General features: G+C 72.8%; 17 protein-coding genes. 5 read left to right on the top strand and 12 right to left on the bottom strand.

Going from position 1 to position 21,394, the window contains the following annotated elements:
* Positions 1 to 45 precede the first annotated feature (45 nt).
* The 12 genes from WMF26_RS50900 to WMF26_RS50845 all read right to left on the bottom strand — a co-directional run bounded on the left by WMF26_RS50900 (position 46) and on the right by WMF26_RS50845 (position 17,232).
* A complete protein-coding gene (locus WMF26_RS50900; RefSeq protein ID WP_437998585.1) occupies positions 46 to 2,322 on the bottom strand; it encodes a kelch repeat-containing protein in 2,277 nt (758 codons plus the stop codon).
* A complete protein-coding gene (locus tag WMF26_RS50895) occupies positions 2,322 to 4,676 on the bottom strand; it encodes a Kelch repeat-containing protein (protein ID WP_437998584.1) in 2,355 nt (784 codons plus the stop codon). The genes WMF26_RS50900 and WMF26_RS50895 overlap by 1 nt, the downstream gene beginning before the upstream one ends.
* Positions 4,677 to 4,789: 113 nt before the next feature.
* Complete coding sequence (locus WMF26_RS50890; protein ID WP_437335167.1) at positions 4,790 to 6,211, bottom strand: SPFH domain-containing protein; 1,422 nt, start codon at positions 6,209 to 6,211, stop codon at positions 4,790 to 4,792.
* Between the two features lie 166 nt (positions 6,212 to 6,377).
* A complete protein-coding gene (gene gspC, locus WMF26_RS50885; protein WP_437998583.1) occupies positions 6,378 to 7,343 on the bottom strand; it encodes a type II secretion system protein GspC in 966 nt (321 codons plus the stop codon).
* 215 nt (positions 7,344 to 7,558) lie between these two features.
* Complete coding sequence (locus tag WMF26_RS50880; protein WP_437998582.1) at positions 7,559 to 9,094, bottom strand: BNR repeat-containing protein; 1,536 nt, start codon at positions 9,092 to 9,094, stop codon at positions 7,559 to 7,561.
* A 59-nt stretch (positions 9,095 to 9,153) separates the two neighbouring features.
* Positions 9,154 to 10,383 carry a molybdopterin molybdotransferase MoeA gene (locus WMF26_RS50875; RefSeq protein ID WP_437998581.1) on the bottom strand — a complete coding sequence of 410 codons (1,230 nt, stop codon included), beginning with the start codon at positions 10,381 to 10,383 and terminating at the stop codon, positions 9,154 to 9,156.
* Positions 10,384 to 10,423: 40 nt separating this feature from the next.
* Positions 10,424 to 11,008, bottom strand: coding sequence for a Uma2 family endonuclease (locus WMF26_RS50870; protein WP_061623075.1), 585 nt, complete (start codon positions 11,006 to 11,008; stop codon positions 10,424 to 10,426).
* A gap of 84 nt (positions 11,009 to 11,092) precedes the next feature.
* Complete coding sequence (locus WMF26_RS50865; protein WP_437998580.1) at positions 11,093 to 13,051, bottom strand: DUF2330 domain-containing protein; 1,959 nt, start codon at positions 13,049 to 13,051, stop codon at positions 11,093 to 11,095.
* Between the two features lie 106 nt (positions 13,052 to 13,157).
* On the bottom strand, positions 13,158 to 14,243 hold the full coding sequence (locus tag WMF26_RS50860; protein ID WP_437335161.1) for an ABC transporter ATP-binding protein: 1,086 nt from the start codon (positions 14,241 to 14,243) through the stop codon (positions 13,158 to 13,160).
* A 100-nt stretch (positions 14,244 to 14,343) separates the two neighbouring features.
* Positions 14,344 to 15,222 carry an ABC transporter permease gene (locus tag WMF26_RS50855; RefSeq protein ID WP_020742313.1) on the bottom strand — a complete coding sequence of 293 codons (879 nt, stop codon included), beginning with the start codon at positions 15,220 to 15,222 and terminating at the stop codon, positions 14,344 to 14,346.
* A gap of 13 nt (positions 15,223 to 15,235) precedes the next feature.
* Positions 15,236 to 16,327 (bottom strand): polyamine ABC transporter substrate-binding protein, encoded by a 1,092-nt coding sequence (locus tag WMF26_RS50850; protein ID WP_437998579.1) that lies wholly within the window; start codon positions 16,325 to 16,327, stop codon positions 15,236 to 15,238.
* 59 nt (positions 16,328 to 16,386) lie between these two features.
* On the bottom strand, positions 16,387 to 17,232 hold the full coding sequence (locus WMF26_RS50845; RefSeq protein WP_061624081.1) for an ABC transporter permease: 846 nt from the start codon (positions 17,230 to 17,232) through the stop codon (positions 16,387 to 16,389).
* A gap of 372 nt (positions 17,233 to 17,604) precedes the next feature.
* Here WMF26_RS50845 and WMF26_RS50840 point away from each other — a divergent pair, with 372 nt between their 5' ends.
* The 5 genes from WMF26_RS50840 (at position 17,605) to WMF26_RS50820 (ending at position 21,362) form a co-directional block, all read left to right on the top strand.
* Positions 17,605 to 18,054 carry a DUF2203 domain-containing protein gene (locus WMF26_RS50840; protein ID WP_437998578.1) on the top strand — a complete coding sequence of 150 codons (450 nt, stop codon included), beginning with the start codon at positions 17,605 to 17,607 and terminating at the stop codon, positions 18,052 to 18,054.
* A 10-nt stretch (positions 18,055 to 18,064) separates the two neighbouring features.
* Positions 18,065 to 18,643, top strand: coding sequence for a GTP cyclohydrolase I (folE, locus tag WMF26_RS50835; RefSeq protein ID WP_437998577.1), 579 nt, complete (start codon positions 18,065 to 18,067; stop codon positions 18,641 to 18,643).
* Positions 18,640 to 19,326: an SDR family NAD(P)-dependent oxidoreductase gene (locus WMF26_RS50830; RefSeq protein WP_020742308.1), complete on the top strand. Its 687-nt coding sequence runs from the start codon at positions 18,640 to 18,642 to the stop codon at positions 19,324 to 19,326. Before folE ends, WMF26_RS50830 begins: the two co-directional genes overlap by 4 nt.
* 185 nt (positions 19,327 to 19,511) lie before the next feature.
* Positions 19,512 to 20,177, top strand: a complete 666-nt coding sequence (locus WMF26_RS50825) for an LON peptidase substrate-binding domain-containing protein (protein WP_437937908.1) — start codon at positions 19,512 to 19,514, stop codon at positions 20,175 to 20,177.
* 198 nt (positions 20,178 to 20,375) lie between these two features.
* Entirely contained in the window at positions 20,376 to 21,362 is a 987-nt protein-coding gene (locus tag WMF26_RS50820) for a hypothetical protein (RefSeq protein ID WP_437953225.1), read from the top strand.
* The last annotated feature ends 32 nt before the right edge of the window (positions 21,363 to 21,394 follow it).

The following is a 21,394-nucleotide window of genomic DNA, read 5'->3' as shown; positions in this document are numbered from 1 at the left end:
GGCGCGTCTCGTGGCGCCGAGTAGAGCAGCGTTGCCCCGGCCCGCCTAGCCTCCCGGCTGCGACGGCGTCATGCGCGCTCGCGCCGTCGCCGCGGCGGGCCTCCCGGCGCGGCGCCGCCGACGGCGCGCGACGCCGAGCGCGAGGAGCAGCGCGCCGGCCGCGCACGCCGCGACAGGGGCGGCCCGGCCCGGCCCGGCGCTGCAGCCGGGCGCGGCCTCCGGCGCGGGCGGCGCCGGGACGCAGTGACCGCGCAGGTTGCAGACGTAGCCCGACAGGCAATCGTCGATCGAGGCGCAGCTCTGCCTGCAGGCGCCGCTCTGCGGATCGCATCGATAGGCGACGCAGCGCACGCTCACCTGCGCGGGACACGCGGAGGACGCCGTCGTGCACCGCACCGCCTCGAAGGTGTTGAGCTCGTCGGCGCACCTGGCCGGCGCGCAGATCGAGCCGGCCTTCTCCGGGCTGCCTGTCTCGCCGCAGCGCCCCTCGGTCCCCGGGGCGCCGCAGGAGCCGCAGGGACACGGCACGTCACAGCAGGTGCCGTCGACGCAGATATCGGGGGACAAGCAAGCGGTCGCTGAGGTGCACGCCTCCCCCCGGGCCAGGCCGAACCGCTCGGTCTCGGCGAGCGTGATGTCAGAGTAATTCCCCCCTGCCACCAGCACCTGGCCGCTCGACAACCGCGTGGCGGTGTGCCCGACGCGCGGGGAGCTCATGGGGGTCGTGACGGTCCAGGTATTGGCTGCCGGGTCGTACCGCTCCGCGCTGCTCAGGTAGAAAAAGTTGTCGGTCAATCCGCCTGCGAAGAGGACCATGCCGTCGGGTAGCAGCGATGCGGTGTAGCTCACCCGCCCGCGGTTCATCGGGCTCGTCAGCCTCCAGCGCCCGGTCCCCGGATCGTACCGCTCCGCGCTCGCGATCCAGGTGCCGTCACGATGCCGGCCGCCCGCCACCAGGACCTCTCCATTCAGCAGCGGCGTCATCGTGAGGCCGCTGCGCGCGTGGTTCATCGGCTCCTTCGTGAACTCCCACCGATCGGCCTCGGGGTCGTACAGCTGCGCCGTGGCGTACGCGCCGGGAACGTAAGATCCGCCCGCCACGAGGACCTTGCCGTTCGAGAGCAGCGTCGCCTCGTGCCCAGCGCGCGGGTCGTCCATCGGAGCCATGAGATCCCACCGGTCGGACTCGGGGTCGTACAGCTCCACGCTGTCGGTAAAAAAGGTGTTCTTGCCCCCGCCCACCACCAGGACCTTACCGCTCCGGAGCAGCGTCGCCGTGTGACCGGTGCGGGCGAGATGCATCGACGCCACGTCGGTCCATGTGCCCGTCTCCGGATGATAGAGCTCCGCGGTCTCGAGATCGACGCCGCCAATCTCGTGGGCGCTCTCCACGTCACCGCCCACGACGAGGACCTCGCCGCTCGAGAGCAGCGTCGCCGTGTGCCTGGCGCGCGCGTGCTTCATGCTCCCCGTGAAGCTCCAGGCGTCGGCCGCCGGGTCGTACAGCTCCGCGCTGTCGAACGTGGTGCTCGTCTCCTCGAAAGACCCGTCGTCCCGCCCGCCCGCCACGAGGACGAGGCCGCTCCGCAACAGCGTCGCGGTATGACCTTTCCGCGCGACGTTCATCGCGCCGTGGGTCAGCACCCACGCCGGGTCCACGAGCACCGCCTCGCCGCCCGCGTCCACCGTGAGCTCGATGCGCGAGCCCCGCGCCCTGAGCGCCATGGCCACAGGCCGCCCCGAGAGCGCGTGGGCCCGCGGCGCCGAGACCCGCAGCACCGCCGTCCCCCTCCCCTCCTCGACGAGCTCCACCGCCTCGCCGCGCTCGCGCAGCGTCGCGCCCTCCACCTCCCACGCCGCCACCGCCTCGCCGCCGCGCGCCACGCCCTCGTCGAGCAGCAGCCACTCCTCCACGCCGCGCTCGGTCGCCGACCAGAACGACGTCCCCCCGCTCCGCCGGTAGGCCACGGCCTGCTCCACCGCCATGCCCTCCCCCGCGGCCCCGAGCTCTCGCACCCGCACCTCCACCCCTGCCGGCGTGCGGATCCGGATCGGCTCGCTGCCCTCGCGAGGCAGCACCACGTGCGGCCGCGAGGGTCTCCCGCTCACCTCCGCCGAGCCCAGATGAAACCCCTCCCCGTCGGCGACGAACGCCTCGCGCGCCTCGAGCACGGCCGCGGACTGGTCCGGGAACTGGCGGCGCAGGGCCGCGGCGGACGCAGGCGGCTCCACCTCGCCGCTGCAGCCGGAGAGCCATGCGGCGGCCCAGAGCAGCAGGGTGAGGCGCGGCCGAACGCGCCTGAGGGAGCCGCGCGGGGACATCAGGAGCCTCCCCGCCGCCGTGGGAATCGGCCCCGGAAGACCGAGGCGCTCCGCTGCGCGGCGGCGAGGTGCGATCGGCCCCGGAAGGCCGAGGCGCTCCGCTGCGCGATGGCGAGGAGCGCAAGGAGCGCGGCGCCGAGGCCGGCCCTGGGGCCGCCCGCCGCCGCGGTGGCTGGCCCGGCGCTACACCCCCGAACCTCGACGGGCGGAGCGGGCACACAGCGCCCGGAGAAGTCGCATGCATGGCCCGGCGCGCAGTCCTCCCACGAGCTGCACTCGACCTTGCAGGTGCCTCTGACCTGATCGCAATCGTACGGCGCGCAATCCACGACCTCCCGGCCATCGCTGCTCGCGCCCGCGCAGCTGGCTCCACCGGCGGGGCAGAGCACCTGCGCCATGCTGTGCGTCTCGTCGCGGCACTGCGCCGGGGCGCACACGCCGCCCTCGGGCACGGCGAAGCAGGCGCCGAGCCCGTCGCACGATCCATCGCAGCCCTCGCGCGCGCAGTCGCCGCGAGCATCCAAGCCCTTCGGCTGGAGCACGCAGCGCCCCAGCGACGAGGGCATGGCGCACGAGTGACAGGGCTCGGAGCACCGCGACTCGCAGCAGACGCCGTCGACGCAGGCGCCGCGCCCGCACTCGGCGTCCGTCGCACACCGGAGTCCGACCATCGAATACCGCTCTGCGTACTCGAAGTCGCCGACCAGCAGCACATCGCCACTCAGCAGCCGTGTCGCGGAGTGGTAGCCCTGCGAACCGTTCGTGGGCGCCGTCTCGGTCCAGGCGTCGGTCTCCGGGTCGTACAGCTCCACGCTCCTGTAGGACGCGCTGCCCGTGGCGGCGTAGGGCTCACCCGCGACCAGGACCATGCCGTTGTGCAACGTCGTCGCGCTGGGCGATTGGCGCAGCCCGATCATCGGGCCCGTGGCGGACCAGGCGCCGGCTGTCGGATCGTACCGCGCCGCTCGCCGCGTGCCCACGGCCACGACCTCGCCGCTCGGCAGCGGCGCCATGACAACGGGGAACCAACCGCTTCCGGGCAGCGCCCCCGTGGTCGTCCAGGTGTCGGTCGCCGGGTCGTACAGCTCCGCGCTCCCGAGCTCACCGCTGAGTCCCCATCCTCCCGCCACGAGGATCTTGCCGCTCGGCCGCAAGAGCGCCGCGCCGTGTTCCAGGCGAGCGTCGTTCATCGGCGCCGCGGAGGTCCACGTGTCGGTCCTCGGGTCGTACAGCTCCGCGCTGGAAAGGGTGTGGACTCCCGCCATTCCGCCCGTCACGAGGACCTCGCCATCCGGCAGCAGCGTCGCGGTGTGATAAACCCGCGACGTGGCCATGGATGCTCTCGGCGTCCAGGTGTCGGTCTCGGGATCGTACACCTCCACGGTGTCGACGGGCTCCACCGCGGGGGCGTTGAGGTTGTTGCGCTGCCCCCCGAGCACGAGGACCTCGCCGCTCTCCAGCCACGTCGCGGTGTGATTGTAGCGCGCTACGCGCATCGGCTGGCCCACGGGGCTCCAGGTGTCGTCTGCCGAGTCGTACAGCTCCGCGCTGGCGACAACTTCGAGCCGGGTGAGACCGCCCGCCACGAGGACCTTGCCGCTCTGCGACAGCAGCGTCGCGGTGTGATCTCGCCTGACTTCGACGATCCTTCGCCCCGCCGGCTCCCAGGCCGGATCGACGAGCACCGCCTCGCCGCCCGCGTCGCCCGCGTCGCCCGCATCAATCGACAGCTCGACGCGCGCCCCCCGCGCCCGCAGCGCCACCGCCACGGGCCGCCCCGAGGCCGCGTACGCGCGCGGCGCCGTCACGCGCAGCACCGGCGCGCCGCGCGCCTCGTCCACGAGCTCCACCGCCGCGCCGCGCTCGCGCAGCAGCGCCCCCTCCACCTCCCACGCCGCCACCACCTCGCCGTCGCGCGCGACCCCCTCCTCGAGCAGCAGCCACTCCTCCACGCCCCCGTCGGTCGCCGTCCAGAACGACGTCCCGCCCGCGCGCCGGTAGCTCACCGCGCGCTCCGCCATCGCGCCCTCGCCCTCGGCGCCGAGCTCCCTCACCCGGATCTCGCCGCCGTCCGCGAACCGGAACCGGATCGCGCCGCTCCCGTCGCGGGGCAGCTCCACCTCCGGCCGCGCAGCCCGCATCCAGGCCCCGCCGGGCTCGGTCGCCGCCAGCCGGAACCCGCCTTCCGCCGGCGCGAACGCCTCGCGCGCCGACAGCACGACGTCCGCGTGCTCCGGGAAGCGCAGGCGCAGCGCCGCGGCGGACGTGTCCTCCGGCTCCGCGCCGCAGCCGCCGAGGAGCAGCGCGGCCGCGAGCAGGGGTGACGGCGTCGGGAGCGATCGCCTCGATGTCAAGGATGGTGCTGGCACGTCGCGTCTCGCCGCGCCGAGTAGAGCAGCCTTGCCCCGGCCCGCCTAGCCTCCCGCTGCGACGGCGTCGTGCGCGCGCGCCGTCGCAGCGGCGAGCCTCAAGGCCGGCCGTCGCCGCGCGCGCCCTCCGCGGGCGGCTCCGCCTTCTGCGCCCGCGCCGGGGGCCCCTCGAGCCCCGCCGCGCGGGCCAGCCCCATCACCCCCTCCACGGCGGCCGCGATGTATCCGAACGGGTTCGCCCCGTCGACCGCCGTGACGTGCACCTCGCCCATCCGCTGCTGGAACGCGGCCGCGAGCGCCGGCATCTGCTGCGCCACCGTCAGCCGGATGATCTCCGGGGACACGGCGTTCTCGATCTCGCGGAGCGCCCGCGCGCGCCCGAGCTCGAGCTCCTGCGCGAGCCGCGCCTTCCTCGCCTCGATCTCGGCGATGGCGAGCTCGGCCTCGGCCACGAGCCGCCGCGCGTCCGCGATCGCCGCGCGCTGCCGGAGCAGGTCGATCTCGTGGGCGCCCGCGGCCATCTTCGCCGCGTGGCGCGCGGCCGCGGCCTCCGCCTCGAGCGCGGTCTTCTCGATCTCGGCCCGCGCCGAGCGCGCCGCGATCTGCTGCTCGTGCGCGAGGCGCGCCTCCTCGATCCGCGCCTCGGAGGCGATCTCCTCGAGGCGCGCCTTCTCGCTGGTCTCCTGGCGGCGCGTGCGCAGCTCGACCTCGGCGGCGAGCTTCGTCAGCTCGATCGCCCGCTGCGCCTCGGCCTCGCCCTGCTGGACGGCGCGCTCGGTGAGCAGCGACGCCTCGCGGGCCATCCGCTCCTGCTCCTTTCGGTAGCGCGCCTGCAGGTTGCCGAAGACCGCCGGCGAGAGGATGCGCACGTCCTGGATCTCGATGGAGTCGACGAGGACGCCCCACCCCTTGTCGGTCGTGTCGTCGGCGCTGCCGCGCCCCGAGACGACCGGCACGATCTCCCGCATCAGCTCTCCGGCGATCCCTTCTTTCCGCCGCGTCAGGCACTCCTCGACCGACAGGTTCGCGATCAGCCGGCGCGCGGCGCCCGCGAACATGTCGACGAGCAGCGCCTCGAGCTTCTCCTGCGCGCGCTCCGGGAACGAGAAGTTCAGCATCCGGAAGGCGACGAGCGGGTCCGCGATGCGGTAGACGGCGAGCCCTGTGACCTCCACGCCCACCTTCTCGAGGGTGACCTGGTCGGCCGTGAACTGGAGCTTCTGGATCGTGGTCGGCACGACCGCGACGCTGTCGCCGGGGAGCTTGAAGCACGAGGCGCCCTGTCCCGAGGTGGGCCGCAGGTGGCCTCGCCGCATGTGAATCAGGTACTCGCTCGGCTTCGCGCTGATGCGCCCCCACCTCTTGAGCTTCTCCGGATCTTCGGCCGGCTTGCCGGCGCGCCAGCCCTGCTCGTATCGCTCGCGGCCGGCCGCCCCGGCCCCGCGGTCGCCCGCGTGGACGATGGCACCCGCGCTGCCCTCGTCGCTCGTGATGACCCTGCGTCGATCGATGTGCGTCATGGCCTCTCCCTCGTGAGGACGGGCTTCGCAGGAACCGGGCCAGACGGGAGATAGGGGAAATGGGGCGCTGCGCCGCCGCCTCGCGCGCCGCCGCGATCCGCGATGGAGCGCGCGCCGCTCCAGAATGGAGCGCCGCGGCCCGTCGCGGCCGCGGGGGCGGCTCGCGTCAGCGGATGTTGACCCTGAGCCTCACCGGGCGGCCGTCGCGCTCGACGACGACGGACAGGCTCTTGTCGGAGCGCATGCGCGTGTAGGCCATCATCGCCTTCTGCGGGTCGGTGAGGTCGATGCTGTTGATCGATTTCACGAGATCGCCGCTCTGCAGCCCGAGCGACTCGAGCACCGAGCCCGGCTTGATCATCATCTTCAGCCCGACCACCTGGTTGTCCCGCATCTCCGGGATCGCCGCCGAGGTGGTCGTCACGATCTCGGGCTGCTCGAAGATCTTCTCGGCGGCCGATCGATCGATGTCGATCTCGGTGTCGCTCACGCGCTTCATGCGCGAGGCGATCTCGGGCGGGACGTCGCTCCTGCCGGACGCGCGCGACGGGGTCGCGCGGGGCGGATCCGGCGCCCTGGGCTGCGGCTCGGCCGCCTTCTTGCCGTCATTGTCGCTCTTCTTGCCGAGCTGCATCTGGCAGCGCGCGCCGCCCGACGTCATCCACACCCGATCCCAGGCGATGTGCTCGACCTTCCGGCCGCCGATCTCCCCCCCGCGCCGCCCGAGGGCCGTGCGTCCGCCTTCCGCCTCGACGGCGGCGAACGACCATTCCGGGTCCTCGGACACCGCGATGAGCACGACGCGGCCCGTATCGCACGGCGGCGCGAGGTAGGGATCGCGCTGAGAGAGATCCGCCTGGCCGGCGGTCGCCGCGCTCGGCCGAGGCACGAGCGGCCCTGTCGTGGAGTCGAACGGATTGCGCTCCAGGATGGGCGCCGCGCTCGTCGAGCGGTCGTCGGCGGGCGGCGCCGGGGCGGGCGCTCGCTCCGGGAGGGCGGGAGGGGCGCCGTCCCGCGCGATCTGATGGGCGATGAGCTGAGCGACCCCGGAGGCCTGATAATACGCGGAGACCGCGACCATGCCTCCCACGATGAATGCGAATCCGCGCTTGACGAACGCGTCGGGGCTCATTGGTAACGCTCCTCGTGGCGGGAGCGCGCCGGGGCTCGCGGCGCGCGTGTCCCTTGCCGCCGCGGAGGTCGCGGCAGTGCACGCCCTCGCCACCGGCAAGACCGCGCGTCAGGGCGAGCACCGAGCGTGCCCGCGCGCGGGTCATCGCCGCGGTCCGGGCGGGATCTGGCCCGGACAGGCGCGCGCTCAGCGGGGAGGAGCGCTGTTCGCGCGGCTCACTTCAGGGAGTACTCGAGGCCCCAGATATTCACGGATCCCCGTTCGGGATAGTACACGGTGAGCTCGTCCGAGGCCTCGAGGCGGGCGGCGTCGATCAGGGGATCGGAGAAGAATCGGCCCGCGTCGGCGGCGTCGAGGAGCGTCCAGGTCGCATAGCCGTCGCTCGGCGAGGCGCCGGCGATGCGCAGATCGGGGAGGATCGCGTAGACGTTCTCGGTGGAGGAGATCGCGAGCTTTCCCCGGAAGTTCTCGATCGCGCGCAGGCCGAGGCCGTGGCGCGTCCAGGTTCCCCCCGGATCCCGGACGTAATGGAAGAACTCGCTGCGCGCCCGTGCGTTCGTGAAATTCGCGTCGTCGGCCTCGGCGTCGGGCAGGTGCGAGAGCAGCACGTGGACCCGGCCGCTCTCGTCGACGGTCATGTGCTCCTGGTTGATGAGCCCTCGGTTCTGGCCGATGGCCCACACGGAGAGGCCCGCCGTGCTCCGGGTGACGAAGGCGGCGCCGGTGGTCGCGACCTTTTCCCCTGCGTTGTTGTGCCAGGTGCGCCCGTGATCGTCGCTGTAGACGTAGAGGAGATCGTGGTTCGTTGTCGCGTTCGGCGTGTCCCGCCAGCACCAGGCCGCGTGGAGGCGCGCGCCGCCGCGCGTGTACGCGAGCCCGTGCAGGTAGGCGTTCATGCTGGCGTCCGTGCCCTCGATGTACTCGCCGAGCGCGCTCCAGGCGTGCGCCGTCGTGTCGTACTCCCACAGGTGCTCGTCGCCGCTGCCGCTCTCGCCGATCCGGGCGCTCAAGAGGAGCTTGTCGCCGCCGGGCTCGGTGACGAACCGCGGGTAGGTGACGAGGGTCACGGCGGTCGAGCCGACGAGCGCGCTCGAGACGGCGCCGAAGCTCGCGGCGGCCCAGGCGGTGCCCTCCGGGTCGGTCAAGAGGCCGGTGACCGAGCGGCGGTAGTGGAGCGTGCTGCCGTGGTGATCGAAGGCGAGGTGGAGCGTGCCGTCGCCGGGCGCGATCCCGAGAGAGATGGTGTTGTGGGCGTCGTCGGCGCTGAGCCGGTAGTCCTTGAAGTCGAACTTCTGCCATTCCCCGGCGGCGCCGCCCGGGCGGGCCGGCAGCTGCCGTCGCGCGAGGACGACATTGCGATTGGTGTTCCAGAAGGCCGTGTATTGATAACCGCCGAACGAGACGATCGCGTCTTGCTGGAAGGATTCGCCGTTGAGGTAACCACCGTACGACACCACGGTAAGGCCCGACTCGGCGAGCTTGCCCTCGGCGTGCTTGACGATCCCGGGCGCGACGGCCTCCGCGCCGCCGCCGGAGGTCGCGCCGCTCGCGGTCGCGCCGCCGCCCGCGCCGGTGGCATCGGGGCTGGTCGCTCCCGTCCCGCCGCCGCCGAGGTTCGCGCCGCCTCCGCCCGCGCCCCCGCCTGAGGCGGAGCCTCCGGGGGTCGAATCGCGCTCGCCGTCGCCGCAGCTCGCCAGGCAACCTGCCGAGACGAGGACGAGCAGGAGGGAGGAGGGAAAGCGAAGGATCATGGGTGTTGCCCGAGGGTACTGCCGTTCCGCGGCAGCACCAAGCGCGGCCCCGCCTCGCCTCACGCGTCGTAGAGCAGCACCTCGACCTCGGCGCCCTCTCCCACCGCCGCGTCCTCGGCGCGCACGATGACCACGCCGTCCGCGCGCGTGGTCGACGACAGGATCGACGCGCCGCTCGTCGCGATCGGAAACACCCGGTCTCCCTCGACGCGCACCCGCACGTAATCGACGCGCCCCGGCAGCGAGGCGATCTCGCGCGCCACCACGCACCGCCGCCGCCGGTGCGGCCACGCGCGCGGCAGGCCGCCCAGGGCGCGGATCGAGGGGCCCGCGAAGAACTCGTAGGCGCACAGGCACGACACCGGGTTTCCCGGCAGCAGGAACACCGGCCGCTCACCCGCCAGAAACCCGAACCCCGCGGGCTTCGCCGGGCGCATCGCGACGCCGTGGACCGCCACCTCGCCGAGCTCCGCGAGCACGAGCGGCGCATGGTCCTCCGAGCCGACCGACGACCCGCCCGAGACCAGCACCACGTCCTCGCCAGCCGCCGCGAGGGCGCTCCGGACCGCCTCGCGCCGGTCGGGGACATACGCGACCTCCACGTCCTCGACGCCGTCGCGGCGCGCGAGCGCCGACAGCACCAGGCTGTTCGCGTCGACGATGCACGCCCCGCTCGGCGCGCTCCCCGGCGGCAGGAGCTCGTCGCCCGTGATCAGGATCCGCACCGACGGCCGCCGCACCGCGCGCACCTCGGCGACCCCGGTCGACGCGAGCACGCCGACGTCCTGCGGCCGCAGCCGGCGCCCGGCCGGCACGACCTCCGCGCCCTCGATCACGTCCTCGCCGATCGACGCGACGTGCTTGCCCGCCGGCACCGGCGCGCGCACCCGCAGCACCGCCGCCCCGGCCGGGCCCGCGGCCTCCTCCGCGTGCTCCGCCATGAGCACCGCGTCCGCCCCCTCGGGCACCGGAGCGCCGGTCGTGATCCGCACGGCCTCGCCCAGGCGGATCGCCCCCGCGTGAGGGCGCCCGGGGAACGACGCGCCCACGAGCGCGAGCTCGACCGGCGCGCCGGCGGCCGCGCCGGAGGTCGCCTCGCCGGCGAGCGCGTACCCGTCCATGGCCGCGCGCGCGAAGTGCGGCACGCTCGCCCGGGCGAGCACGCGCTCGGCCGTGACCCGCCCCGCCGCCCGGGCGATCGGCACCGGCTCGTCGCCGAGCCGCCGGATCCGCTGCCCGAGCACCTCGAGCGCCCGCTCGACCGTCGTCTGCTCGCGGAAACCTCGCATCCGGACGTCGCGCATCGGGGCTCCGTGGACCGTCGGCCCCTCAGCCGGCGGCGGAGGTCTCGAGCGCGCCGCGATAGACCTCGTCGACGTCGAGCACGCCGTCGATCGACGCGAGCCTCGCGCGCTCGCCGGGCCCGGCCTCGTAGAGCGTCCACGAGCCGTCCTCGTTGCGCCGGAAGACCTCGATCCTCGGGTGCGCCTGCGAGACGAGGACGTACTCCTTGAGCGAGGGGATGCGGCGGTAGTGCGCGAACTTCTCCCCCCGATCGTACGCCTCGGTGGAGTCCGACAGCACCTCGACAAGCACCAGCGGGTTGACGACCGCGTGCTCGTCCTCGGGATCGTGCGCCAGCTTGCCGCAGACGACGCTCACGTCCGGGTACGTCGCGAGGCCCGTCGCGAGGACGCGCACGCGGAGGTCGGACGAGAACACGTCACAGGGGCGCCGCGCCAGCTGCGCGCCGAGCGCCACGGTCACCCGCGCCGCGAGCCGCGCGTGCTCCGGCGTGCCGCCGGCCATGTCGAAGATCTCGCCGCCGAGGTACTCGTGCTTGGTCGGGCTCGCCCGCTCCTGCTCGAGGTACTCGGCGTACGTGAAGGAGAGCTTGCGGGCGGGTGCGTTCACGTTCGGGGCCTCCCGCGGGAGTATGGCACGGGAAGCCCCCCTCCGGTGCCGCCCGCGCCCGCCGCGGCGCCGCCCGCCCGATCCCTACCGCCGGCCGCCCCTCCGCGGCCGGCTCGCGCGCCGGAGCGGCGCGATCAGCGCGAACACCCCGAGCGCCATGACCGACAGCTTCGGCCCCCGCTTCTTCCGGGCGCCCGGCTGCCGCTCGCCCGCGATCGAGCAGTCCTCCGACTCGGCGGAGTCGTCGGAGCCCCCGCTACAGCCGTCGTCCTCCGCGTAATACTCGTCCTCGGACTCGTCGCTCGTATCGCCGCTGCAGCCGTCGTCCTCCGCGTAATACTCATCCTCGGACTCGTCGCTCGTGTCGCCGCTGCAGCCGTCGTCCTCCGCGTAGTACTCGTCCTCGGACCCCGTCTCGCTCGTATCGCCGCTGCAGCCGTCGTCCTCCGCGTAGTACTCGTCCTCGGATCCCGTCTCGCTCGTGTCCCCGCTGCAGCCGTCGTCCTCGTACTCCCCCGCGTAATATTCGTCCTCGTCCTGCGGCTCGGGGTCGTCCACGACGACCGTATCGGCGGTGCCGGCGCAGCCGCAGCCCATGTCCGCGGCCGGCTCGTCGTCGTAGTAGTAATCCGGGTCATCCACGCCCGACGGCCCGCCGGTCGTGCTCGACGCGCCGGCGCTCGGCCCGCCGCCGAGGCCCCCGGGCCCGCCCACGCCCGACGATCCGCCGGGATCGCCGCCCGCGCCGCCGCCGCCGGTCTCGGTGGAGCACGCGTCCAGGCGCACGGCGCCGGCCCTCGCGACCGGCGAGACGGACGCGCCGGCCCCGAACGTCAGCGGCCAGTCCGCGCCGGACTGCCCGGCCGCGAGCCGCAGCGCTACGCGGGTGAGCCACACCGACGACGGCGCGAGCCCGGAGAGCCCGACCGCGAGATCGTCGGCGATCGGACCGCACCGCAGGAGATCGGGATCCGTCTCGTCCCTGCGGGGCGACTCCGCGCAGTCGAGCGCGCCGTCGACCACGCCGAGCGCGGCGCGCGGGCAGCTCGCGGCGACCGCGAGGCCCGACTCCAGCGCGGCCGCGGCCACGGCGGCGCACGCCCCCGGGCCGTCGCCGGCGTCGCCGTACGCGCCCGCGCGCGCGAAATAGGCCGCGACCACGCTGTCCACGCTGTCGCTGCCGAGGGCGACGCGGCGGCTCAGCGCCTCGTGCCCCGCGGCCTCGACGAGCGCCCCGTCGAGCCCCGCCTGGCCGAGGGCCTCGGCGCGCAGCGCCTCGTAATCGCTGCGCTGCGCGCCCGCGTCCCAGCTCAGCGAGGCCGGCGGCAGCGTCACCGGCGTCGCGCCCGTCAGCGCGCCCCGGCCGTCGCCGAGGAGCCACGCGGTCACGCGCACGTCGGCCGCGCCCGCCCTGGCCAGCGACAGCGGCAGGCGCGCCTCCCCGCCGCCCGCGACGACGCGCAGCGTCCGCGTCACCGCGGGCCCGCCGGGCGCCTCGAAGCGCGCCGCCGCGAAGCGCATCCCCTGCAGCGCGCCGAGCTGCGCGGCCGTCTCGGAGGAGAGCGCGAGCCCCGCCGACTCGGCCCAGCGCGCGACCGCGCCCGCGTCCTCGAGCACCGCCACCTCGATCGGCTCGAGCGTCGGCTCGTGCGCGAGCTGCCCGACGGTCTCGAACGGGCCCGGCGGGCCCTCGTCCCCCGGGCAGTAGGGGGCGGCGCCCTCGGGCGGGAGCACGCGCGGCGCGGTCGCCGCCTCGAGCGCCTCGAACCACGCGTCCGAGCTCGCGTCGAGCGCCGCGAGCGGCGGCACCGGCACGACGACCGCCACCGGCCCGCGCGCGCCGTCGAACCGCAGGCTCGTCCAGAGCGTCGTGCGCTCCGGCCCCGCCGCGACGGCGACGCGCTGCTCGACCGACGCCTGTCCGGCGCCGGGCAGCCACGCCCCCGCGGCGAGGGCGTCGGCAGAAAAAGAGAAGAGGACCGCAGCAGGAACGACAAGCGCAAGCGACCGTCGGGGCATGCGAGGCCGATTGGCAAGCAGCATGCCCTTGATCCTACGCGGCCTTCGAGCCCGACTTCCACGCTGCCGCGTCCGGATGAGAACCGCGGTTCACGACGCTCCGTCACCACACCGACGGGCCTGCGGCGGCTCACCCCTCGTGGACGATGACGATGTCGTCGGGGTGAAGGTGGCAGAACACCCTGTCGCCGACGTGCAGCGCGGCCTGGACGGAGCTCTCGTTGGCCACCACGGCCGTGAGCTCGAGGCCGGAGCCGGTCCGGAGGCGCAGCTGGTCGGTGGCGCCCTTGAACAGCTCGTCCTCGACGTGCGCGTCGAAGCAGTTCTCCAGATCGCCGTGCCGTTCCTTGCGGAGCGCGATCTTCTCGGGCCGGATCGAGATGAGCGCGCTCTCGGCCCCGCCCGCGAGGTGCTCGGCGTTGACGAGGAGCTCGATCCCGCCGGCGAGCCGGACCCGCGCGCGCTCGCCGCTCCGCGAGAGGACGGCCGCCCGGAGGATGTTGGCTTGGCCGATGAAGTTCGCGACGAACGTGGTCTTCGGCCGGTGGTAGATCTGCGACGCGTCGCCGAGCTGCTCGATCCGGCCCTTGTTGATCACGGCGATGCGGTCGCTCATGGTGAGCGCCTCTTCCTGGTCGTGGGTCACGAACACGAAGGTGATCCCGAGCTTCTTCTGGAGCTCCTTGAGCTCGACCTGCATGGCGTGCCGGAGCTTCGCGTCGAGCGCGGACAGCGGCTCGTCGAGGAGCAGGACCTTCGGCCGGCAGACGATGGCGCGCGCGAGCGCGACCCGCTGCCGCTGCCCGCCGGAGAGCTGCGACGGCTTGCGCTGCTCCATGCCTTCGAGCGACACCATCGCGACGGCGGCGCGGACCCGCTCGGCGATCTCCGGCTTCGGGACCTTCTTCATCCGCAGGCCGAAGCTGATGTTCTCCTGCACGGTCATGTGAGGGAACAGCGCGTAGCTCTGGAACACCTGGTTCACGTCGCGCCGGTAGGGCGGATCGTGCGTGACGTCCTTCCCCGCGAGCAGGACGGCGCCGCTCGTCGGCGTCTCGAACCCCGAGATCATCCGGAGGAGCGTCGTCTTGCCGCACCCCGAGGGGCCGAGGAGGGTGATGAACTCGCCCGCCTGGATCTGGAGATCGACCTCGCTCACCGCTTGAAAGCTGCCGAATCGCTTGGTGACCGCGCGGAGCTCGACCATGACGTCCATCAATTTACCTTGGGGGGCCGGGAGCAGAGGGGGAGAGATAGAGGCGAGAGAGGGAGCGGGGAGAGCGGGACGCGCGGCGGCGGAGGGGCGCGGCGCCGCGTCAACGGTCCTGCTCCTTGCGCATCCCGAGCAGGAAGAACAGCGAGAACAAGAGGAGCAGCGTCATCCCGAGCGCGGCGCCGAACGGCCAGTCGCGCGCCTGACCGAACTGGTTCTGGATGACGTTGCCGATCATCGGCACCCGCGACCCGCCCATGAGATCGGTGATCGCGAACATCCCGAGCGCCGGGATGAACACGAGCAGGACCCCCGCGAGGATCCCCGGCCGCGTCAGCGGGACGATGACGTGCGAGAAGGCGGACACCGGCCCCGCGCCGAGATCGAACGCCGCCTCGATGAGCGCGTTGTCGAGCTTCTCGACGCTCCCGTAGATCGGCAGGATCATGAACGGCAGGTACGAATACACGAGGCCGATGACCACCGCCGTCGGCGTGTACATGATGTCGAGCGGCGCCGAGATGATCCGCAGGTAGAGCAGGAGCCCGTTGAGGAGCCCCTCCGACTTGAGGATCGACATCCACGCATACGTCCGGATGAGGAAGCTGGTCCAGAACGGCACCATCACCAGCATGAGCAGCTTGTTCCGGATGCCCTCCCGGGCCCGCCCGATGAAGTACGCCACCGGATAGCCCGCGACGAGGCAGATGGCCGTGGTGATCGCGGCGTACTTGATCGAATTGACCAGGATCTTGAGGTAGGTCGCGTCGAGGACGCGCGCGTAGCTCGACAGCGAGAGCTCGAACACCACCTGCCCGAGCTCGTCCCGCTCGCAGAAGCTGTAGACGAGCATGATCGCGGTGGGCGCCACGACGAAGGCGAGGAGCCAGAGCAAGAGCGGGGCGAGCAGCAGCCACCCGCGGACGCCCGGCTTGCGCTGGGGGCCCTGGAGCTCGACGACCTGCCCGGTGGCCGTGTTCATGACGCGCCGCCGCTCACTGCGACGCCTTGAGGTCCGTCACCAGCTTGTCGATGTCCGCCGCCGCCTTCCCGATGTCGTGGAAGGTCTCCATCCCGGCGAGGGGCGGGTAGCTCGCCGGGTTCGCGAGCTGCTCCGGCGTGAGCAGCGCGCGCGCCTCCGTGTTCGGGTTCGTGTAGGGGAACTTGTCCGAGATGAGCTTGCTGACCTCCGGGCGGAGGATGTAATTCATGAACATCTCCGCGCCGATCTTGTTCTGCGCGTTGTCGGGGATGGCCAGGCTGTCGATCGCCTTGTGCGTCCCCTCGACCGGCAGGACGAACTGGAACTTGTTCTTGTCCTCCTGGTAGAGCAGGGCCGCCTCCCCGCTCCAGACGACGCCGATGTCCACGTCGCCGTTGAGCAGCGCCGTCTTCGGGCTGTCGGAGTCGAACACCTTCACGAGCTTGATCCACTCCGCCAGGGTCGGCTTGACCTTCGCGAGGTTCTCCGGGGTCACGTCGTTCGGGTTCATCCCCATCGTCACCATCACCCAGGAGACCATCTCGCGGTTGTCGTTCAGGGCCACGATGCGCCCCTTGTGCTTCGGCTGGAACACGTCCTTGTAGCCCTTGATGGGCTCCTTCACCTTCGCGGTGTTGACGACGATGCCGACGGTCGTGCCCATCCACGGGACCGTGTACTTGAGCTCCGGGTCGTGCGGCTGGTTCCTGAACGCGGGCGCGATGTTCTTCAGGTTCGGGACGCGGGCGTGATCGAGCGGCTGGAGCTTCTTCTGCTTGATGAGCGCCTCGATCGCGTACTCCGAGGGCTGGATGAGATCGTACCGGGTGCCCCCGGCGAGGAGCTTCGACAGCATCTCCTCGTTCGAGGCGTAGGTCTCGTAGTTGACCTTGATCCCCGTCTCCTTCGTGAAGCCGTCCAGGATCTCCTGCGGGACGTACTCGGACCACCCGAAGAGGTTGAGCTCGCCGCCGGCCTTCGGCTCGGGCGCGGGGCCGCTGCCCGAGGCGGCCGCCTGGGGCGCCGGGCTCTCCTTCTTCCCACAGCCGAGCAGGGCCACGAGGGGCACGAACACCAGGATCAGGAGCGCTGAGATGCGTTTCATTGACTTTTCCTTGTCTTGCCTGCGCCGGCGCAGGCGCTCGCGCCGCGCGTCGGTCCCCTTCAGCTCTCGTCGGGGGGCCGCCTCGCGGTGCCCTTCAGCGACTCGGCGACCACGACGAGCATCGCGGTCGCGACGATGAACACGGTCGAGATCGTGTTCAGCATCGGGTTCAGACCGACCTTCGCCATGCCGAACACCTTGATCGGCAAGGTCTCGGACTTGGGCCCGCGGGTGAAATAGGTGACGATGAGCTCGTCCATCGACAGCGTGAACGACATCAGCGCACCGGAGACGATCGCGGGCAGAAGGTAAGGCACCATGACCAGGAAGAACGCCTTGAGCGGCGTCGCCCCGAGGTCCAGCGCGGCCTCCTCGAGCGACGGATCGAGCCCCGCGAGCCGCGCCTGGACCGCGATGAGCACGAAGGGGAAACAGAAGGTGATGTGCGAGATGATGACCGTCGTGAAGCCGAGCTCGAGCTCCACCGTCTTGAAGAAGATGAGCAGGCTGATCCCCATGATGATCTCCGGGATGATCATGGGGATGAAGATCAGCGTGCTGATCGACCGGAGCGCGGGGAACCTGTACCGGTAGAGCAGGAAGGCGCCCGCCGTGCCGAGGACGACCGAGAACGCCGTGGTGATCGCGGCGACGATCACGCTGTTGCTCATCGACTCGATGAGCGGCGACCGGCGCTCGTCGCTCATGTGGGCGACGAGCTCGTCAAAGAGCTGCCGATACCACTTGAACGTGAACCCCTCCCACACCACGCTCATCCGCGAGTCGTTGAACGAGTAGGCGACGAGGAGCAGGATCGGCAGATAGAGGTAAACGAGGACGAGCCCGCTCCAGCCGCAGAGGAGCAGATTCGACAGCTTGATGCCCGATATCGTCCGGAGTCGCATGCGGCGGCCTAGCGATCTACCACGATCGCCGCGCGAGCTTATCGCTTGCGGAACGCCGGTTGCAACCCGTTGCCGTGTGGTGAGGCCGACACGGCGCACGGCGACGCGACCACGCTGGCTGACATGCTTCGCGGCGCGAGGGCGCTCGCGCGCGGCCGCGGGCCCGCCGGCGCCCGGGTCGGCGCGGGCGGCGCGGGCGCGCGGCCAGGCGAGGCCCCCGGCTGCCGCCGAGCCCGCGTGGCTCATCCTCAACGAAGGCGCCCCGCGCCCGGCCGCGGCGGATCCTTCCGGAGAAGCCCTTGACACCGCACTCTCCTCCGCTTACCGGCCCTGCATGACCGGGTTGTCGCGCCGCCCTTCAGGTGAGGTCCCGTGAGCACTCCCCGCATCTGGACGATCGAAGAGGCGAACGCGCTCGTCCCCCGGCTATCGTCGCTGATCGGCCGGCAGCTCGCCCTGGCGAGCGATATCGAGCGCTGCTGGCAGGCGCTCGTGAAGGCCGTCGAGAGCCCGGCGGCGACGCCCGATCAGCTCCTCGAGCTGGCGCGCGGCGGCAGCGAGCTGGCGCGCGCCCGCGAGCGCGAGCTCTCGGAGAAGATCGCCGCGTACGAGTCGGGGTGGCAGGAGGTCGAGGAGCTCGGCGTGGTCGTGAAGGACCAGCGCATCGGGCTCTGCGACTTCTACGGGCGCCTCGACGGCACCCTCGTCTGGCTGTGCTGGCGCTACGGCGAGCAGGCCGTCGAGCACTACCACGGGCTCGAGGCCGGCTACGCCGGGCGAAAGCCGATCACCGCGGCCAAGCGCCGGCAGCTGCTCAACTGACGGGGCCCCGGTGATCGATCGACAGAGAGCGGCACGGGCGATCGAGGAGTTCCTCCGCGCCCTCGGGCGCGACGTCGAGGGGGAGCTCGCCGGCACGGGCGAGCGCGTCGCCGACGCGTGGGCGGACGACCTGATCGAGGGCGAGGCCATCGACGCGGCCGCGGTGCTCCGCGAGGGCGCGATGGAGACGGGCCCCTTCGAGCGCGGCCTCGTCGTCGCCCGCGATCTCTCGGTGACCACGATGTGCCCGCACCACCTCTTGCCGGGGCACGGCACCGGGGTCGTCGCCTACCTGCCGGGGGCGCGGGTCGCCGGCATCGGCACGATCGCGCACGTGCTCGACGCGCTGGCGCGGCGGCTGACCTTGCAGGAGCGCATCGGCGGGCAGCTCGTCGACCTGCTCGTCGGCGAGCTCGGCGCCCGCGGCGCCCTGTGCAAGCTCACGCTGACCCACACGTGCCTCATCGCCCGCGGCGAGCGCAAGGCCGGCGCGGTCATCGAGACCGTGGCGGCCGCCGGGGTGTTCGCCGAGCCGGGCCCGGAGCGCGATCTCGCCTTCGCCGCCGCGCTCTCCGGGGGCAGGCGGTGAGCGGCGTCGCGGTCGTCACGGGGCCGAGCCGCGGCATCGGCCGCGCGACGGCGCTCGCGCTCGCGCGCCGCGGCCTGTCCGTCGCGCTGCTCGGCCGGCCGAGCCCGCGCCTCGACGAGGTGACCGACGAGGTCCGCCGGCTCGACGTCTCCGCGCTGGCGGTCCCCTGCGACGTCGCCTCCGAGGAGCAGGTCGCGCGCGCCGCCGCCGAGGTCGTGGCGTGGCTCGGCGCGCCCCGCGTCGTCGTGAACAACGCGGGCATCGTGCGCCGCGGGACGCGGGTCCACGAGACCTCGCCCGCCGCCTGGGACGAGGTGATCGCCGTCAACCTGCGCGGCCCCTACCTCGTCTCGCGCGCCTTCCTCCCGGCCATGCTGGCGCACGGCCGCGGCCGGCTCGTCCACGTCGGCAGCATCTCCTCGACCATCGCGTCCCCGGGCAACGCCTCGTACGCCGCCTCCAAGTGGGGCCTCGTCGGCTTCTCGAAGAGCCTGGCCGAGGAGCTGCGCGGGACGGGGCTCCAGTCCATCGCCGTGCTCCCCGGCTCGGTCGACACCGACATGCTCGCCGGCAGCGGCTTCCCCCCGCAGATGAGCGCCGACGAGGTGGCGCAGCTCATCGTGTACGCCGCGCTCGACGCCCCCGACGCCGTGACCGGCTCGGCGCTCGAGATGTTCGGCTGACGAGGCCGGCAGGGCGGCCGGCGCGCCGCGCGCGGCCAGGCGCGAAGCGCGCGGCCAGGCACGCGCTGCGCGGGGCCAGGCGCGCAGCGCGCGGCCAGGCGCGCGCTGCGCGATCAGGCATGGTGCCGCGCTCGATGTACGTGGCGCCGCCACACCCGACCCCCCCGCGTGCTACCCTGAGGCTCGTGGAAACGACGCCTCCGCGACCGGGCGACCTCAACGCGGCCTTGCCCGAGCTCCCGCTGTTCCCGCTGCCGCAGACGGTGCTGTTCCCCGGCGCCCTCCTGCCGCTCCACATCTTCGAGCCGCGCTATCGGGCGCTCGTGCGCGACGCGCTCGAGACGCACCGCATCCTCTCGGTCGTCCTCATCACGGACCCCCACCCGATCGACGCGCACGGCCACCCGGCCATCGCGGGGGTGGCGGGCGCGGGCGAGATCATCGATCACGCCGAGCTGCCGGGGGGCCGCTACAACATCGTGCTGCGTGGCCGCGCCCGCGTCCGCCTGGCGGAGCGCCCGTTCGTGCCGCCGTACCGCACGGCCGCGGCGACCGTCCTCGAGGACCAGCCCGGCGAGATCTCGGCGCAGGACCACGCCGCGCTCATCTCCACCGCGGCCTCGTTCGCCTCGCTCGTCCGCGAGCGCGACAGCAATTTCGAGTTTCGGCTGCCGCGCGACGCGGCCACCTCGCTCGTCGCCGACCTCTGCGCCCATCACCTGATCCTCGACGCGCGGGAGCGGCAGGCCGTGCTGGAGACCCTCGACGTCGTCGCGCGGGTGCGCCGCGTGACCGAGGCGCTCGCGCTCCAGCAGCTCGCGCTGGCCTCGGCGGCGCGCGACGTCAACTAGCGCCTCGCGCTCGCCTCGGCGGCGCGCGACGCCGACGACCCCTCGGCGCGACGCCCGCTGACGCCGCGCGCCGCGCCGGGCGGATGGGCTCGATTGCGCGCCGACCGCGCGGCGCACCTGAACACGGGTCCAGAAGCGGCGCCGGAGCGGGGCTGGAGCGGGTGCGGCCGTCCCAAGATCGAGTAGGCTGCGCCGCCTATGGCGACCTCTCGTTCAACGGAACCTTCGGCCCCGATCATCGTCAAGCACCCGGGGTGTCCCCAGTGGGGACTCGGATACCTCGTCGAGGAGCGCGACGAAAAGCGCTTCTACGATTTCGAGGACGGCCTCAATCATTCCATCGCCAAGGCTTTCTGGTCCAAGCTCGAGCCGGTGCAGCTCGGCGACGACGAGGCGAGCGCGCTCGAGGCCAGGATCCGCGGTCTCCGTGACCGGCCGTCGGCCGCCGCCAAGAAGCAGCGCGCGCGCGTGGTCGCGCCGCCGCTCACGAGCTTCGACGAGCAGGTCGCGAGCTTCGAGTCGCAGTTCGAGGGCGGGTTCGGGGGCCCGCACTTCATCGCCGAGGAGCGCGGCGCCGCCGGGGCCGTCGCGGCCGAGGGCGGGAAGAAGAAGAGCAAGGCCTTCAAGCAGGGCGCCATCGAGACCGCGCGCGCGCTCCTCGGCAAGGGCGAGCTCGAGGCGCTGCTCGCGGCGGGCAACCTCGCCGATTTCATGGAGCGGATCGCCAAGGTCCACAAGGCCGCGACCGGCCTCCTGCACCCGCTCGGCGACCTCATCCCGTTCAACAAGATGCCGGCCGAGCACCACCGCGCCTACGCCGAGGCGGTCGTCGACGTGCTCTACGGCGCGGGCGACTACGCCGCGCGCTTCGACCGGCTCGCCGGCGTGCTCGCCGCGGCCAAGGTCGCCACCTGGCCGCTCGCGACGATCCTGAGCGCGCTCGTCTACCCGGAGGAGCACGTCTTCGTGAAGCCCTCGTTCTTCGAGAAGCAGGCGTCCGTGCTCGGCTTCGATCTCGCCTACGATCGCGTCCCGGGCGCCGAGGGCTACGGCCGGATGCAGGCGCTCGCGCGCGAGCTCGAGCGGCGGCTGCGCGAGCGCGGCCTCGCCCCGCGCGACCTGATGGACGTCTACGCCTTCCTCTGGCGCACGATCTCTCCGCCCAAGGTCTCCGCGAAGTCCTGACGTCCCGCGTCAGCCCGCCCCGCGCGTCGCCG

The sequence above is a fragment of the Sorangium sp. So ce185 genome (assembly GCF_051526825.1).
Lineage (GTDB): Bacteria > Myxococcota_A > Polyangia > Polyangiales > Polyangiaceae > Sorangium > Sorangium cellulosum_D.
The sequence above is the reverse complement of the archived record's forward strand: the minus strand, read 5'-3'. Positions and strand labels throughout refer to the sequence as shown.